This is a genomic window from Pseudomonas sp. SJZ080 (assembly GCF_007828295.1).
Taxonomy (GTDB): Bacteria; Pseudomonadota; Gammaproteobacteria; order Pseudomonadales; family Pseudomonadaceae; genus Aquipseudomonas; species Aquipseudomonas migulae_A.
The window spans coordinates 1-14,188 of record NZ_VIUK01000002.1; the positions used below are offsets into that span (position 1 = coordinate 1).

Sequence of the window (14,188 nt, forward strand, 5' to 3'; positions counted from 1 at the left end):
CCACACGTGCTTCAAGCACCGCGGACTCACAGCTTGCCATCCACCCCTCTCACCCCAGAGCTTATTCCTAGATCTAGACACAAGCGGGCTTGCTCGCGAAAGCGGTGTGTCATTCAACATTAAGTTGTCTGATACACCGCTTTCGCGAGCAAGCCCGCTCCCACATTTGTTTTGTGTCGCTAGTGAGGGAGGATGTACCGCTCGATCGCCTGCGCCGCGCCATCCTCGGTGTTGGCCCCCGTCACCACGTCGGCCTGACGCTTCACCGCTTCTTCCGCCTGCCCCATGGCGATCGACAAGCCGGCGCGGTGAAACATGGCGGGGTCATTGCCGCCATCGCCCAAGGCCGCCGTCTGCTCCAGCGGCACGCCGAGGAACGCGGCCAGTGTCGCCAACGCGTCGCCCTTGTTGGCTTGCATCGCGGTCACGTCGAGGTACACCGGTTGCGATCGCGACACCTGCGCCTGGCCCTCGACCTTGGGCAGCAATTGCGCCTCCAGCTCTATCAACAGCTGCGTGTTGTTGCTCGCCGCAACGATCTTGTCGATGTGTTCCAGATAGGGCTCAAAACTTTCCACCACCACGGGCGGATACCCCAGGCCATGCTGCTCTCGAGGCACCATAGGCCCGGTCGGGTCTTTCACCAGCCAGTCCCCGCCGCTGAACACCCACACCTCGATGTCCGGCAGATCGGCAAACAGCGTCAGTGCGGTCAGCGCCGCCGTAGCCGGCAAGTAATGCGCGACCAGCAAGCTGCCATCGGGATGGACGATCGTGCCGCCATTGAAGGCCGCCGTCGGCAGATCGACGCCCAAGGCCTCGATCTGCTGCAACATGGCTTTGGGTGGCCGGCCAGTGGCGAGGCTGAACAACACGCCCGCCTCGCGCAACGAACGGACGGCTTCGATGGTGCGCTGGCTGAGGCTGTGGTCCGGCAGCAACAATGTGCCGTCCATGTCACTGAGCAGAAAACGGATGGCGTGTTGCGTGACTTCACTCATCCGAGGTCATGCCAGACGCGACCATCGCGAGTCAGCAGGTCTTCTGCCGTCGCCGGTCCATCTTCACCGGCTGCGTAAGTCTGCACGCTCGCGTCCTGCTGCCAGGCGTCGAGGAATGGTTGCACGGCGCGCCAGCCATTTTCGATGTTGTCGGCGCGCTGGAACAGCGTCTGATCGCCAGTCAGGCAATCGTAGATCAGGGTTTCGTAGCCGGTGGACGGCTGCATTTCAAAGAAATCCTTGTAGGCAAAACCCAGTTCGATATTGGCCATTTTCAACGCCGGGCCAGGCCGTTTGGCCAACAGGTCGAACCACATGCCTTCGTTGGGCTGAATCTGGATCCGCAGATAGGTCGGTTGCAGCTCATCGACCTCGGTATCACGGAACTGCGCATAAGGCGCCGGTTTGAAACAGATGACGATCTCAGTGTCGCGCACGCTCATGCGCTTGCCGGTGCGCAGGTAGAACGGCACGCCGACCCAGCGCCAGTTGTCGATCATCACTTTGAGCGCGACATAGGTTTCGGTCGTGCTGTGGGGCGATACGTTGGTTTCCTGGCGATAACCCGGCAACGGCTGGCCGTTGATTTCGCCGGCGGTGTATTGGCCGCGCACCGAATTGGCCCGCGCCTCTTCGGTGGACCAGGGACGGATCGCCCCCACCACTTTGGCTTTCTCGCCGCGAACCGCATCGGCGCCAAAGGCGGCCGGCGGTTCCATGGCCACCATCGCCAACAGCTGGAACAGGTGATTGGGCACCATGTCCCGCAGGGCGCCGGTGTGTTCATAAAAACTGCCACGGGTTTCCACGCCGACGGTTTCTGCGGCGGTGATCTGTACGTGGTCGATGTAATGGTTGTTCCAGAAGGCTTCGAACAGGCTGTTGGAAAACCGGCTGATCAGAATGTTCTGCACGGTTTCCTTGCCCAGATAGTGATCGATCCGGTAGATCTGGTTTTCCGTCATCACCTTGAGCAAGCACGCGTTCAAGGCTTCGGCGGTGTGCAGATCGGAACCGAACGGTTTTTCGATCACCACCCTTCGGAAGGCTTCCGGCGTCTCTTGCAGCAAACCGGCGGCGCCGAGACGACGCACCACTTCGCTGAAGAAACGTGGCGCCGTGGCCAGATAGAACACCGCGTTGCCGGTGCCGCTGGCGGCAATTTTCGCCGCCAGCGCCTGATACGTGCTGTCGTCCAGGAAGTCGCCCTGGACGTAGCTGATGCCTTTGGCCAGTTTGGCCCACAACTGCGGGTCAAGGACTTGATCGCCCTTGCCGACCTTGCTCGCCACTTCGGCGCGAATGAAGTCTTCGAGCTTCTGCGCAAAGGCTTCATCGGTGATGGCATTGTGGTCAACGCCGATGATCCGCAGTCCATCGCCAAGCAGGCCGTCGCGACTCAGGTTGTACAGCGCCGGCATCAGCAAGCGCTTGACCAGGTCACCGTGGGCACCGAACAGGAACAGCGTGGTCGGTGGTGCGGGGTCTGCCTTGGATTTATTGCGGATCAGCCGGGTCATTTTTTCGCAGTCTCCACATGGCCGCCGAAGCCGAAACGCTGGGCCGAGAGAATCTTGTCGCCAAAGGTGCCTTGGCCGCGCGAACGGTAGCGCGAGAACAGCGAGTTCGACAGCACCGGCACGGGCACCGATTGCTCCATCGCGGCTTCGATGGTCCAGCGACCTTCACCGCTGTCAGCCACCGAGCCGGAATAACCGTCGAGCTTCGGATCGCTGGCGAGGGCGTCAGCCGTCAGGTCGAGCAGCCAGGACGACACAACACTGCCGCGACGCCAGACTTCGGCAATGTCGGCGACGTTGAGGTCGAAGCGCTGATCTTCCGGCAGGTTGGTGCTGGCCTTGGTCTTGAGGATGTCGAAGCCTTCGGCGAAGGCCTGCATCATTCCGTATTCAATGCCGTTGTGGATCATCTTCACGAAATGGCCAGAGCCCGCGGGGCCGGCGTGGATGTAACCGCGTTCGGCGCGATCGTCGTCCGACTTGCGGTCCTTGGTGCGGGGGATATCACCCAGGCCTGGCGCCAGGCTGTCGAACAGCGGATCGAGGCGTTTAACCACCTCGGCTTCGCCGCCGATCATCATGCAGTAGCCGCGTTCCAGGCCCCAGACGCCGCCGGAGGTGCCGACGTCGACGTAGTGCAGGCCTTTTTCCGACAGGGTTTTCGCCCGGCGGATGTCGTCCTTATAAAAGGTGTTGCCGCCGTCGATGATGGTATCGCCGGGTTCGAGCAAGGTGCTCAGGGTGTCGATGGTGTCTTCGGTCGGTGCGCCGGCCGGCAGCATGACCCAGACCGCTCGTGGCTTGGCCAGGCCGGTGACCAGGGCTGGCAGGTCGATGACGCCTTTGGCGCCTTCGGCGGCCAGGGTATCGACGAAGGCGGTATTGCGGTCGTAAACAACGGTGGTGTGCCCGTTGAGCATCAGGCGCCGCGCAATATTGCCGCCCATGCGGCCCAGTCCAATAATCCCGAGTTGCATGTGCTGATGCTCCCTACTACAAATAAATGTGTGTCAAAGGTTATAGCCCAACGCGACTAATGAGGGTTAGTCCAGAGCGCTGGCGTGAAGTTTCCGGGCATTGTGCCCGATCCAGACTGATAACGTCTGGAATCGTGCCAAAGACACAACGACCTTGAAAAATAAAAAAGTTCCCTTACAGGGCAAAAGAAATCAAAATCGCTGCCGATAGTAAATAAGCACCGATGTCGGGGCGGATTTACAGTTGAGACAGCCATTTGCGAGGTGAGCAATGGGCACAGTACAAGCAGCACGGCCAGCACAAACCCTTTACGTCACGATCCGTCGCGATGAATTGCGCCAGTTGAAAGACGAGCGCGACCAGCTGAAGCAGGAAGTCGAGCAATTGCGCCTGCTGACGCAAGGCATCCAGGCTCAGCCCAAGCCCGTCACTCTGCGTGCTCCCCACGCCTGACCTCCTCGCCTGACTCGGAAGCAGCCCTGCGCTGTTTCCGTTGCGTCGTCCCGATTCGCCAGCGTTCACAGCTCACAAAACTTTCACACGCCCTTGTTGATACTCCGGCCCGATATGGCCGCCCGGTATTCGCGCGGCGCCCGTTCGTCGGCGACTGTCCAGTCCCGACGGTGGAAAGTGATTCTGGCTGGAGCGCGCAATGGCTTTGTTTCAACGCAGCAGCAATTCGTCTGCGAAGGGTTTTGATTGGGCAGGGTTTCTCTGGCTGTTCCTGTTCTTCTGGTATTTTTCCGGCATCACCCAACTACTGATCCAGTTGACCGGTACCTCCGGGTTCACCGGATTCCGCCAGGCCTTTGTGATGAGTGCCGTCTGGCTGGCGCCAATGCTGCTGTTCCCCCGGCAAACCCGAGTATTGGCCGCACTGATCGGCGTGGTGCTGTGGGCCTGCTCAATGGCGAGCCTGGGTTATTTCTTCATCTATCAGCAGGAATTTTCCCAGAGCGTCATCTTCATCATGTTCGAGTCGAACATCTCTGAAGCCGGCGAGTACATGACCCAGTATTTCGCTTGGTGGATGGTGCCGGCGTTCCTTGCCCACACCCTGTTCGCGTATTTCCTGTGGACGCGTTTGCGCCCGGTGTACATGCCCCGCGGTCGCGCGCTGGTGGCGGCGACGGCCATTCTGGTGGCCGTGGTCGGCTACCCGATGATCAAACAGACCGTGCGCACCGGCAGCTTCGCCGAAGGTTTCGAAAAACTCGAAACCCGCATCGAACCGGCAGTGCCATGGCAGATGGCCGTGGCTTATCACCGTTACCTCGACACCCTCGCCGGCATGCAGGACATGCTCGACAGTGCGAGCAAGATTCCTCCGCTGCACAACCTCAAGGATGCCATGGCCAACCAGCCGGCCACCCTGGTGCTGGTGATCGGTGAATCCACCAACCGTCAGCGCATGAGCCTCTACGGTTACCCGCGTGAAACCACGCCGGAACTGGACAAGCTCAAGGATCAACTGGCGGTTTTCGATAACGTCATCACCCCGCGCCCCTACACCATCGAGGCGCTGCAACAGGTGCTGACCTTCGCCGACGAAGAAAACCCGGACCTGTACCTGTCGACCCCGTCGCTGGTCAGCGTGATGAAACAGGCCGGCTACAAAACCTTCTGGATCACCAACCAGCAGACCATGACCAAGCGCAACACCATGCTCACGACCTTCTCCGAACAGGCCGACGAGCAGGTGTACCTGAACAACAACCGTAACCAGAACGCCGCCCAGTACGACGGCGATGTGATCGCACCGTTCAACAAGGCCCTGGCCGACGCGGCGCCACGCAAGTTGATCGTCGTGCATCTGCTCGGCACGCACATGAGCTACCAGTACCGCTATCCATCGACGTTCGACAAGTTCAAGGACCGCAACGGCGTTCCCGCCGGCGTGCGTGACGATCAACTGCCGACCTACAACAGCTATGACAACGCGGTGCTGTACAACGACTTCGTGGTCTCGAGCCTGATCAAGGACTACGCCAAGTCCGATCCGAACGGTTTCCTGCTGTACCTCTCCGACCACGGTGAAGACGTATTCGACTCTGTCGGCCACAACACACTGGGTCGCAACGAGGCCAAGCCGACGGCGCCGATGTACACCATTCCGTTTATGGCCTGGGCTTCGCCGAAGTGGCGCGAAAGCCATGACTGGAGCTTCGCCCAAGACCTCGGGCGGCCGTACAGCAGCTCGCACCTGATCCATACCTGGGCCGATCTGGCGGGTTTGAGTTTTGATGAGCTCGATCGCAGCAAGAGCCTGGTCAGCGATAGCTTCAAGCCTCGCCCACTGATGATCGGCAATCCGTATGAGCGCGCGCAGAAGGCGTTGATCGACTTCAGCCTGATCAAACCGAAGGTGAAGCCGGGGCCTGCAGACGTCGTTTTGAAGTAAACCTTTCAGGGGCCGGTTCCGGCCTCTTTTTCTTGCTCGTCCCAAGCCGCGACGCGAGGCCCCGTACGCCGTTAATTACCAATTAACGGAATCGGCAGATAATGGTCGCTCGACATTGCTTCATGGAAGAAAGGCACCCGATATCCATTGTGGGAGGCGAACCATGAAACCTACACCCTTGATCGTTGCCGGCCTGATGACGTTCGTTTCGGTCAGCGCATTTGCCGAAGGCGGCGCGGAACGTATGCGTTATTACTACGAGAGCCTGCGGCTGAGCCAACAGGAGAATCAGAGTCAGCAAACCGCTGAAGTCCGGGTTCCGGACGATCAAACGGCGCAAGTAACGGAGCACTACAAGCCTTGAACCGAGCAAGCCGGCGCCTACGAAAAACAGCGCGCGGTGCTACAGCGCCTTGGTCCAGAACAGCATCCGGCCGTGCGCCGGATCGAACATGCCGGCGCTAAAGCCGAATTTGGCGTAGGACGACTGGGCAACGGCATTGCCTTCCAACACTTCCAGGGTGATTTTGCAGCAGCCACGCTGGCGGGCGATTTCCTCGACCTTTTGCAGCATCTTCTGGCTCAGGCCCAATCCACGAAATGCCTTCATCACCGCGACGTCGTGCACGTTGACCAATGGCCGACAAGCGAACGTCGAGAAACCTTCGAAACAATTGACCAGCCCTGCCGGTTCGCCACCGACGAACGCCAGCACACTGAATGCATGGGGACGCTTGGCCAGTTCTTCCGGCAGGTGCTCCAGCACCTCGGCGGGCAAGGAATGACCGCCACCCATCGGATCTTCAGCATAATGATTCAACACAAGGCGCACAGCCTCGGCATGCACCGGGTTGGTGTAGCTGGCCTGAAGCACAAGAATTTCTGCGGATTCCATTTCCATCCTCGATCACACGTGAAATAGCACGGCGACCCTATCGCGAACACTGCGGATGGCGCAACGCGGGATCAATCGAAGGCTGCGATCTTTCGATCTCAATACCCCCAAATCAACGCCTCGGTCCACCCAAGTTCGGCAAAATCCGCAGCCCGCAGACCCGCCTCACCGGCACAGAAGAACTCGTCCAGTTGTGGCGGTGCGATCGACGTGCCGCTGAGCATTGCATGAACCTGCCCACGGTGATGAATCTGATGCTCGAACAAGTGCGACAGCAGGCGCAACCGACTCTCGTGTTGCGGCGTATCACGGGCGATGGTCACGATCTTGCCCAGGTCCGCGTCGCGCATCTGCTCGCAGTAAGCGATCAACCGGCGATCCACATGGGCCTGTTCACGCTTGAGGTCCACAGCAGCGGTGAACGGCTCGTCGTCAGTGAAAAACACGTAGCAATCCGGGTGTGGTGCATCCCCGCGCAACTCCCGTTCCAGCGCATCCACGTAAAACCAGTCGCAGGTCAGGATGTGATTGAGGGTCGCCCGCAGGCTGGGGAAGAAACTGACTCGCGGCGCCGCCAGCTCCTGCGGACTCAACTGCCCCCAGGCCTTGGCCAGTCGATGATTGGCCCAGGCGTTCTGATAGGCCATGGTCAGCAAATGATGGGACAAGGGCTGATTCATGTTCTCGGCTCCTTGGGTTCAAGCGTCGGCGAAACGCTGCAGCTGCATTTCCTGTAATCGGCTGAGAGTGCGACGGAACGGGAATTCCAGATAGCCTTCGGTATAGAGCGATTCCATCGGCACCTGCGCCTCAAGGTACAACGGTACTTTTCGGTCGTAGCATTCATCCACCAACGCGATGAAACGCCGCACACCGTCATCGTGTACCGACAATTGCGGCAATTGGCGATCGCCCGCCACCACCCGCTCGACACCGTCTTCGGTGCCTCGAGCGATGCGCCCTTCGCGCTTTTGCGCGCTGAGGTTAGGCACTTCACTCAACAGAATAGCCTTGTAGGTGTCGCACAGGGCCATGAAATCCATGGCAGCAAAGGGTTGTTCGCAGAGGTCGGCGTAACGGCTCCAGAGCACGGTTTCGCTGGCCTGCACTACATTCAGCGATCGGTAGCCGACCTTGATCGGCTCGCGGGAAACCGACTGGCCGGCGGTCAAGGCCTTGAACACATCACCCAGCGCGCCGGGCTCGCCGGGCGCGGCGACCCAATAGCGTTGCAAACCGGCGCCGGGATGCAGGCGATGGTCTTCGCCGCCATCCACCGCAATGACCTGCATATGGCACTTGATCGCCTCGATGGCCGGCACGAAGCGGTCACGGTTGAAGCCATCGGCGTACAGCTGATCTGGTGGCTGATTGGAGGTGCAGACCACCACCACGCCCTGGTCGAACATCACCTGGAACAAGCGCCCGAGGATGATTGCATCGCCGATATCGTTGACGAACAGTTCATCGAAACACAGCACGCGCACTTCTTCGCTCAATTCCCGGGCCAGCGCCTTCAGCGGGTCGGCAGTGCCGGTCAGCTGAAACGAGCGCTGATGCACCCAGCCCATGAAGTGATGAAAGTGCTGGCGTCGGGCCGGGACCTGCAAGCTTTGGTAGAACTGGTCCATCAACCAGGTCTTGCCACGCCCGACCGGGCCCCACAGGTAAACGCCCTTCACTGGCGTGCGACCTTCATGCAGCGCTTCGTAGCATTTTTGCAGCGCCCAGACAGCATGTTCCTGGGCTTCGTCCTGGACGAAGCCCTTTTGTTCGATGGCGTGTTGCCAGGCGCTTAACGGGGAGTCGACATTCATGCGCGGCAGTATGCCACCGCGGCGCGGCCTCTACACTGAAATGTCCAGTCGAGCGATCTTGCCCTGCTCGTTCAGACGAAACATGTAGCGCAATTCCAGCGGGCTGCCGGGAAACGTGCCGGACACCCGGTTATGGACCAATACCTTGCCGGTGCGCAGTTGTACGTCGAGCACCTCGACTTTTGGCTGATAACGCCGAGCGGTATCTTGCATCCATTGGGCGATGGCCTGGGCGCCGATCTGATGCCGGCCTTCATCGAACACATTGGCATCCTCAGCGAAGAAACTGGCGACCTTCGAAGTATCGCGGGCATTGGCGGCAGCCAGGTACGCGGCGATGGCAGGTGCCAGCGAAGAGGCGGGACTGGACATGTTTATAACTCCTTATTGGTTGATTCTGGAGCCATGCTAAAACATGCCTGTGTCAGTTCTTGTCAGGAGTGAAACGCCCCGCTTCATCGAGTTGCATCTGCTTGCGCCAGGTACGCAGCAGGTCACCCCGCCGCCCCGGATAACGCTCCCCCTGCTCGTTCGCCGCCGAAATCCGGTCGGTGCGAAACGTCCGATAGGCGCCGCGCAGTTCACACCAGGCGACGATGATTCGCACCTCGTTGAGAAACCCCAGCGCCAGCGGCCAGATCAGCCGCTGACTGGGCACTTGTTGGGCGTCTGCATAGTCGATGTGCAACTTGGCCTGGTTGCGGATCGCCTGACGGAACACATTCAGCGCCACGGCGTTGGGCGCAAAGCCATAACCGGGAGGGCCCGGCAATACCGTCGGATTGCGCAACGCGTCCAGCGCCTCGGGCGCGAGCACCGCAGCAATCTTGGCCAGCGCATCCGCCGCCGCCTTGCTCAACACCTCATCACCGCGCTGATCCACGTAGCGCAGCCCCAGCACGATGGCTTCGGTTTCGTCGGCGTTGAGCATCAACGGCGGCAGGAACAAACCGCTACGCAACACGTAACCGATGCCCGCCTCACCGTAGATCGGTGCGCCAAGTGCGGTGAGTTCCGCAATATCGCGGTAGAGCGTACGCTCGGAAATCTCCAGTTCGCCGGCAAGGGTCGCTGCCGTAACCGGGCGACTCTTGCCCCGCAGCACTTGCAACAGGGTCAATAAACGCGTTGTGCGAGACACGATCGGCGGGCTCTGTCCGGAAAAGAGATCGTAGCTTAGCAGAGTGCCCTGTCAGAAAATGGCAGTAGCGATGCGCCCGCTGATCAGCCCTTTTCTCACGGTTGAAAAAGCGCCTTGACGGAATACATGACAGTAATCATCTTTAATACATGTCTAGCGACATCTATGCTCGGTCACTGCGCCTTTCCTTCAGGAGTCATCCCATGCATTACAAAGTCTTCGGCCGAAAAACCGGCTTGCGTGTCTCGGAACTGGCGCTGGGCGCCGGTAACTTTGGTACGGGCTGGGGCCATGGCGCCGAGCGCGATGAAGCCAAACGCATATTTGACGGTTACCTGGAGGCCGGCGGCAATTTCATCGACACCGCCAACGGTTATCAGGGTGGGCAGTCGGAAGCCATGCTCAGCGACTTCATCGCCCCGGAACGCGATCGCCTGGTCATCGCCACCAAATACACCTTGGGGACTACGCCCGCTGCGGGCATTTCCCACACCGGCAACAACCGCAAGAACATGGTTCGCGCCGTGGAAGAAAGCCTGACACGGCTCAAGACCGATCACATCGACCTTTTCTGGGCGTACATGAGCGACGGTGTCACGCCCATGGAAGAGATCTTGCGCGGTTTCGATGATCTGGTGCGCGCCGGCAAGATTCATTACGCCGGACTGTCGAACTTCCCGGCATGGCGAATCGCCCGGGCCGACCTGCTGGCCGAAGTGCGCGGTTTTGCGCCGATTGCCGCCATTCAGGTCGAGTACAGCCTCGCCGAACGCACGGCCGAACGTGAGCAACTGCCGATGGCCGAAGCGTTGGGTCTGGCTGCGACCTTATGGTCGCCGTTGGGTGGCGGGTTCCTGACTGGCAAATACCGTTCCAGCGACGAGAACAACCGTGCCGCCAAACTGGGCATGCTGGTGCACGCCGAGAAAAGCGCCCGCGAAACCGCTCTGCTCGACACCTTGATCGCTGTCGCAACGGAGCTGGGCGCCAGCCCGACGCATGTGGCCATTGCCTGGTTGCGGGAAAAAGCCCAACGCTCGACGACCGCGCTGATTCCGATTCTGGGTTCGCGTACGCGTGAGCAGCTGGATGCGACGTTGGGGGCGTTGAATGTGCAGGTGAGTGCAGAACAGTTGGCGCGGCTGGATGGAATCAGTGACGTGCCGAAGGGTGTGCCGCATGAATCCATTGCCGGTTCTGTATCACGGTTTGGCGGCGGCGGAACCCTGGATCTGCCAATCATCCCGGTCGCCTGAAAAAGCATCGCCAGCAAGCCGGCTCCTACAGTTTTGTGGCGGTCACACCTGTTGTGTTCGGCCACACTCTGTAGGAGCCGACTTGCTGGCGATGGCGTCGGAAGCCCTACCGATCGACCTTATGTTTGGCCGCATACAAACACAGCATCTCCATCGCCAATGTCGCCGCCGCCAGTGAGGTAATGTCCGCACTGTCGTAGGCTGGCGCCACCTCCACCACGTCCATCCCCACCAGATTGATCCCGCGCAACCCGCCAAGGATCTCCAGCGCCTGTACCGTGCTCAAACCGCCGCACACCGGCGTTCCGGTGCCGGGGGCGAAGGCCGGGTCGAGGCAGTCGATGTCGAACGTCAGGTACACCGGGTTGTCGCCGACCCGTGCCCGAATGGCTTCGACAATCGCATCCACCCCACGGCGATGCACATGCCGCGCATCCAGTACCTGAAAACCTTGATGATCATCATTGGTGGTGCGCAAGCCGATCTGCACCGAGCGCGACGGGTCCACCAAACCTTCCTTGGCCGCGTGCCAGAACATCGTGCCGTGATCGACGCGCTTGCCCTCTTCGTCCGGCCAGGTGTCGCTGTGGGCGTCGAAATGGATCAGCGACAGCGCCCCGTGTTTACGGGCGTGGGCCTTGAGCAGCGGGTAGCTGATGAAATGATCGCCGCCAAACGTCAGCATCGCGCAACCGGCATTCAGAATGTGCTCGGCATGGGCTTCAATGCTTTCCGGCACCGACTGCGGCGAGCCGTAATCGAAGTCACAGTCGCCGTAGTCGATCACGGCGAGGTGATCAAACGGATCGAACGCCCACGGCCAGTGGCGTTCCCAGGCAATCCCGGTGGACGCCGCACGAATGCCACGGGGTCCGAAACGCGCGCCGGGGCGGTTGCTGGTGGCGGTATCGAACGGCACGCCGCTGACGGCCACATCAACACCACGCAAGTCGCGGCTGTAGCGCCGGCGCATGAAACTGGTGATGCCGGCGTAGGTACTTTCGGCGGCAGTCCCGTAGAGGCTGTCGCGGGTCATGGCCTGATCGTTTTGTACTGGGACGTCCATCAGTATCTCCTTGTTTTAGTTATTGGCGGCTACGGAAAGTGGTCCACAAACGGGTGCGCTGACGCATGTCCTTGAGGCTCATGCTGCGATCGGCGTACAGCCGTTCGCGCACATCGGCGAGCGGGTAAATATCCGGATCGGTGCGCACCGCCTCATCCACCAGCGGTGTGGCGGCCTGGTTGGCCGTGGCGAAGAACAACGTATTGGTCAGCGCCGCCACGGATGCGGGACGCAACATGAATTCGATGAAGGCGCGGGCCGCTTCAGGGTGCGGTGCATCCTTGGGAATCGCCAGGTAGTCCTGCCAGACCAGCGTGCCTTCCTTCGGAATCCGGTACGCCACTTCGTAGGGTTTGTTGGCCTTGCGCGCCTGATCGGCGGCCATGCTGGCGTCACCGTTGTAGGTCAACGCCAGGCAAACACTGCCATTGGCCAGGTCGTTGATTTGCCGACCGCTGGCGACGTACAGCACATTCGGCTGAAGCTGATGCAACAGCGCCTCGGCGGCTGACAGATCAGACTTGTCGGTGCTGTAGGGATCTTTACCGAGATAGTGCAGCGCCAGGCCGATCACTTCCTGCGGCGAATCAATGATCGCCACACCGCAATCTTTCAGCTTGCTGGCGTATTCGGGTTTGAACAGCAGGTCGAGGCTGTTGAGCGGCACATCCGGCAAACGCTTTTTCACCGCTTCGACATTCATCCCGAGCCCCAAAGTGCCCCAGGTATAGGGCACGCCATAGCGATTGCCGGGATCGACCGTGGCGAGTTTTTCCAGCATGTCCGGATCGAGGTTGGCGTAGCCCTTGAGGCCTTCGTGGGGAATCGCCTTCAGCGCACCGGCCGCCAACCCGCGCGCCAGCACGCTGGACGACGGCACCACCACGTCGTAACCACTGCCGCCTGTGAGCAGCTTGGTTTCCAGGACTTCCGAGGAGTCGAAGGTGTCGTAGCGCACGTGAATGCCGGTTTCGCGCTCGAAGCGCTGCAAGGTTTCCGGCGCCACGTAATCGGCCCAGCTGTAGAGATTGACGACGTTCTCCTCGGCCTGGGCCGAAACCGCCATGGAAAGGAACAGCGCGGGTAAACACAGCTTGAATGAAGGACCCATGACGAACACCTGACCAGAGGAAGTGGCTGCAGCATGCGTCGTCGGATACATTGGAAAAATACCAAGTCAATTATCCTGACTTTATTGCGGAGTAATGTTTGATGCTCGGCCAGCTTCACGATGTGGATCTGCATTTGCTGCGTCTGTTCGTCAGCGTGGTGGATTGCGGCGGTTTCAGCGCGGCCCAGGGTGAGCTGGGGCTGAGCCAATCGAGCATCAGCCAGCAAATGGCCAGGCTCGAAACCCGGCTCGGTTATCGACTGTGCAGTCGCGGCAAGGGCGGATTCAGGATCACTCCCAAAGGCGAACAACTGCTGATCGCGACGCGGGGACTGTTCGAGTCCATCGAAGCGTTCCGCCATCAATCCAATGGCGTGGCCGGCCGCTTGATCGGCGAGGTGCGTCTTGGGTTGTCCGAAGCCGTTGATCAATCGGTGATGCAACGAGTGGCCGAAGCGATCCGCCGCTTTCGCGAACGCGATGAGTCGGTGCGCATCGAGCTGATCAGCGCCATGCCCGGTGAAATGGAACGCTTGCTGCTGCAACAACGGCTGGACCTGGCCATCGGTTATTTCTCACAGGTGCAGAGCGCGTTTGACTACCGCGAACTGTTCAGCGAAACCCAACACTTGTACTGCGCCCCCGGCCATCCGCTGTTCACCAACGATGCGCCGGACGATCACGCGTTGCAGGCCTGCGACCGGGTGGATCACCCTTACCGCTTTCTGCGCAGCGATGAACCCTTCCAGGGCAAGCGGTGCTCGGCGCGCTCGGAACAGGTCGAAGGCACCCTCGCCTTCATTTTGTCCGGCAAGCATGTCGGTTATCTGCCTAGCCACTTTGCCCGCAGCTGGGAGGACAAAGGGTTGCTTCGGGCCGTGCGCCGCGGCGACATGAGTTTCGACGTGGCTTTCCATCTGGCTCGCCATCGTGCGCAGGTGCCGGGGGATGCGCAGAAAGCGTTTGAAGAGGATCTATTGAAGGCGTTTGCCTGAGGAACAC

Annotated in this window: 15 protein-coding genes; 5 read left to right on the top strand and 10 right to left on the bottom strand. The window is 60.3% G+C overall.

The features are described from left to right. Positions 1 to 179: 179 nt before the first annotated feature. From FBY04_RS02455 to gnd, 3 genes are read right to left on the bottom strand one after another with little or no spacing between them, the layout of a single operon-like run. Complete coding sequence (locus FBY04_RS02455) at positions 180 to 1,001, bottom strand: HAD family hydrolase (RefSeq protein ID WP_145314407.1); 822 nt, start codon at positions 999 to 1,001, stop codon at positions 180 to 182. Beyond that, positions 998 to 2,521, bottom strand: coding sequence for a glucose-6-phosphate dehydrogenase (zwf, locus tag FBY04_RS02460; protein WP_145314408.1), 1,524 nt, complete (start codon positions 2,519 to 2,521; stop codon positions 998 to 1,000). The genes FBY04_RS02455 and zwf overlap by 4 nt, the downstream gene beginning before the upstream one ends. Further along, on the bottom strand, positions 2,518 to 3,498 hold the full coding sequence (gene gnd / locus FBY04_RS02465; protein ID WP_084321588.1) for a phosphogluconate dehydrogenase (NAD(+)-dependent, decarboxylating): 981 nt from the start codon (positions 3,496 to 3,498) through the stop codon (positions 2,518 to 2,520). Before gnd ends, zwf begins: the two co-directional genes overlap by 4 nt. A 271-nt stretch (positions 3,499 to 3,769) precedes the next feature. Between gnd and FBY04_RS02470 the strand changes: the two genes are divergently transcribed. The 3 genes from FBY04_RS02470 to FBY04_RS02480 all read left to right on the top strand — a co-directional run bounded on the left by FBY04_RS02470 (position 3,770) and on the right by FBY04_RS02480 (position 6,264). Continuing rightward, entirely contained in the window at positions 3,770 to 3,952 is a 183-nt protein-coding gene (locus tag FBY04_RS02470) for a DUF6026 family protein (protein WP_017338676.1), read from the top strand. Between the two features lie 199 nt (positions 3,953 to 4,151). Then, the gene (locus FBY04_RS02475; RefSeq protein ID WP_084321587.1) at positions 4,152 to 5,900 is read left to right on the top strand and encodes a phosphoethanolamine transferase CptA; all 1,749 of its coding nucleotides are present in this window, start codon (positions 4,152 to 4,154) and stop codon (positions 5,898 to 5,900) included. Positions 5,901 to 6,063: 163 nt separating this feature from the next. After that, positions 6,064 to 6,264: a hypothetical protein gene (locus FBY04_RS02480; RefSeq protein ID WP_145314409.1), complete on the top strand. Its 201-nt coding sequence runs from the start codon at positions 6,064 to 6,066 to the stop codon at positions 6,262 to 6,264. 39 nt (positions 6,265 to 6,303) lie between these two features. Here FBY04_RS02480 and FBY04_RS02485 read toward each other — a convergent pair whose 3' ends face one another. The 5 genes from FBY04_RS02485 to FBY04_RS02505 all read right to left on the bottom strand — a co-directional run bounded on the left by FBY04_RS02485 (position 6,304) and on the right by FBY04_RS02505 (position 9,753). Next, entirely contained in the window at positions 6,304 to 6,795 is a 492-nt protein-coding gene (locus tag FBY04_RS02485; RefSeq protein ID WP_084321585.1) for a GNAT family N-acetyltransferase, read from the bottom strand. A 98-nt stretch (positions 6,796 to 6,893) separates the two neighbouring features. Beyond that, positions 6,894 to 7,475 carry a DinB family protein gene (locus tag FBY04_RS02490; protein WP_084321584.1) on the bottom strand — a complete coding sequence of 194 codons (582 nt, stop codon included), beginning with the start codon at positions 7,473 to 7,475 and terminating at the stop codon, positions 6,894 to 6,896. A gap of 18 nt (positions 7,476 to 7,493) precedes the next feature. Beyond that, positions 7,494 to 8,612, bottom strand: coding sequence for a cell division protein ZapE (zapE, locus tag FBY04_RS02495; RefSeq protein ID WP_145314410.1), 1,119 nt, complete (start codon positions 8,610 to 8,612; stop codon positions 7,494 to 7,496). 30 nt (positions 8,613 to 8,642) lie between these two features. Continuing rightward, positions 8,643 to 8,984, bottom strand: coding sequence for a nuclear transport factor 2 family protein (locus FBY04_RS02500; protein ID WP_145314411.1), 342 nt, complete (start codon positions 8,982 to 8,984; stop codon positions 8,643 to 8,645). A 52-nt stretch (positions 8,985 to 9,036) separates the two neighbouring features. Further along, entirely contained in the window at positions 9,037 to 9,753 is a 717-nt protein-coding gene (locus tag FBY04_RS02505; RefSeq protein WP_145314412.1) for a YafY family protein, read from the bottom strand. 203 nt (positions 9,754 to 9,956) lie between these two features. On the opposite strand from FBY04_RS02505, the gene FBY04_RS02510 reads away from it, so the two are divergent. Next, positions 9,957 to 11,009, top strand: coding sequence for an aldo/keto reductase (locus tag FBY04_RS02510; protein ID WP_145314413.1), 1,053 nt, complete (start codon positions 9,957 to 9,959; stop codon positions 11,007 to 11,009). Between the two features lie 106 nt (positions 11,010 to 11,115). Here FBY04_RS02510 and speB read toward each other — a convergent pair whose 3' ends face one another. Beyond that, positions 11,116 to 12,075: an agmatinase gene (speB, locus tag FBY04_RS02515; protein ID WP_084321579.1), complete on the bottom strand. Its 960-nt coding sequence runs from the start codon at positions 12,073 to 12,075 to the stop codon at positions 11,116 to 11,118. Positions 12,076 to 12,094: 19 nt separating this feature from the next. Beyond that, entirely contained in the window at positions 12,095 to 13,186 is a 1,092-nt protein-coding gene (locus FBY04_RS02520) for a polyamine ABC transporter substrate-binding protein (RefSeq protein ID WP_145314414.1), read from the bottom strand. A gap of 101 nt (positions 13,187 to 13,287) precedes the next feature. Between FBY04_RS02520 and FBY04_RS02525 the strand changes: the two genes are divergently transcribed. Next, positions 13,288 to 14,181 carry a LysR family transcriptional regulator gene (locus FBY04_RS02525; protein ID WP_145314415.1) on the top strand — a complete coding sequence of 298 codons (894 nt, stop codon included), beginning with the start codon at positions 13,288 to 13,290 and terminating at the stop codon, positions 14,179 to 14,181. Positions 14,182 to 14,188 lie beyond the last annotated feature (7 nt).

Coding starts and splice junctions, on each gene's coding strand:
- speB (WP_084321579.1), bottom strand. CDS start 12,075: ATGGACGTCCCAGTACAAAACGATCAGGCCATGACCCGCGACAGCCTC.
- FBY04_RS02475 (WP_084321587.1), top strand. CDS start 4,152: ATGGCTTTGTTTCAACGCAGCAGCAATTCGTCTGCGAAGGGTTTTGAT.
- FBY04_RS02520 (WP_145314414.1), bottom strand. CDS start 13,186: ATGGGTCCTTCATTCAAGCTGTGTTTACCCGCGCTGTTCCTTTCCATG.
- FBY04_RS02455 (WP_145314407.1), bottom strand. CDS start 1,001: ATGAGTGAAGTCACGCAACACGCCATCCGTTTTCTGCTCAGTGACATG.
- gnd (WP_084321588.1), bottom strand. CDS start 3,498: ATGCAACTCGGGATTATTGGACTGGGCCGCATGGGCGGCAATATTGCG.
- zwf (WP_145314408.1), bottom strand. CDS start 2,521: ATGACCCGGCTGATCCGCAATAAATCCAAGGCAGACCCCGCACCACCG.
- FBY04_RS02480 (WP_145314409.1), top strand. CDS start 6,064: ATGAAACCTACACCCTTGATCGTTGCCGGCCTGATGACGTTCGTTTCG.
- FBY04_RS02500 (WP_145314411.1), bottom strand. CDS start 8,984: ATGTCCAGTCCCGCCTCTTCGCTGGCACCTGCCATCGCCGCGTACCTG.
- FBY04_RS02470 (WP_017338676.1), top strand. CDS start 3,770: ATGGGCACAGTACAAGCAGCACGGCCAGCACAAACCCTTTACGTCACG.
- FBY04_RS02485 (WP_084321585.1), bottom strand. CDS start 6,795: ATGGAATCCGCAGAAATTCTTGTGCTTCAGGCCAGCTACACCAACCCG.
- FBY04_RS02510 (WP_145314413.1), top strand. CDS start 9,957: ATGCATTACAAAGTCTTCGGCCGAAAAACCGGCTTGCGTGTCTCGGAA.
- FBY04_RS02525 (WP_145314415.1), top strand. CDS start 13,288: ATGCTCGGCCAGCTTCACGATGTGGATCTGCATTTGCTGCGTCTGTTC.
- FBY04_RS02490 (WP_084321584.1), bottom strand. CDS start 7,475: ATGAATCAGCCCTTGTCCCATCATTTGCTGACCATGGCCTATCAGAAC.
- zapE (WP_145314410.1), bottom strand. CDS start 8,612: ATGAATGTCGACTCCCCGTTAAGCGCCTGGCAACACGCCATCGAACAA.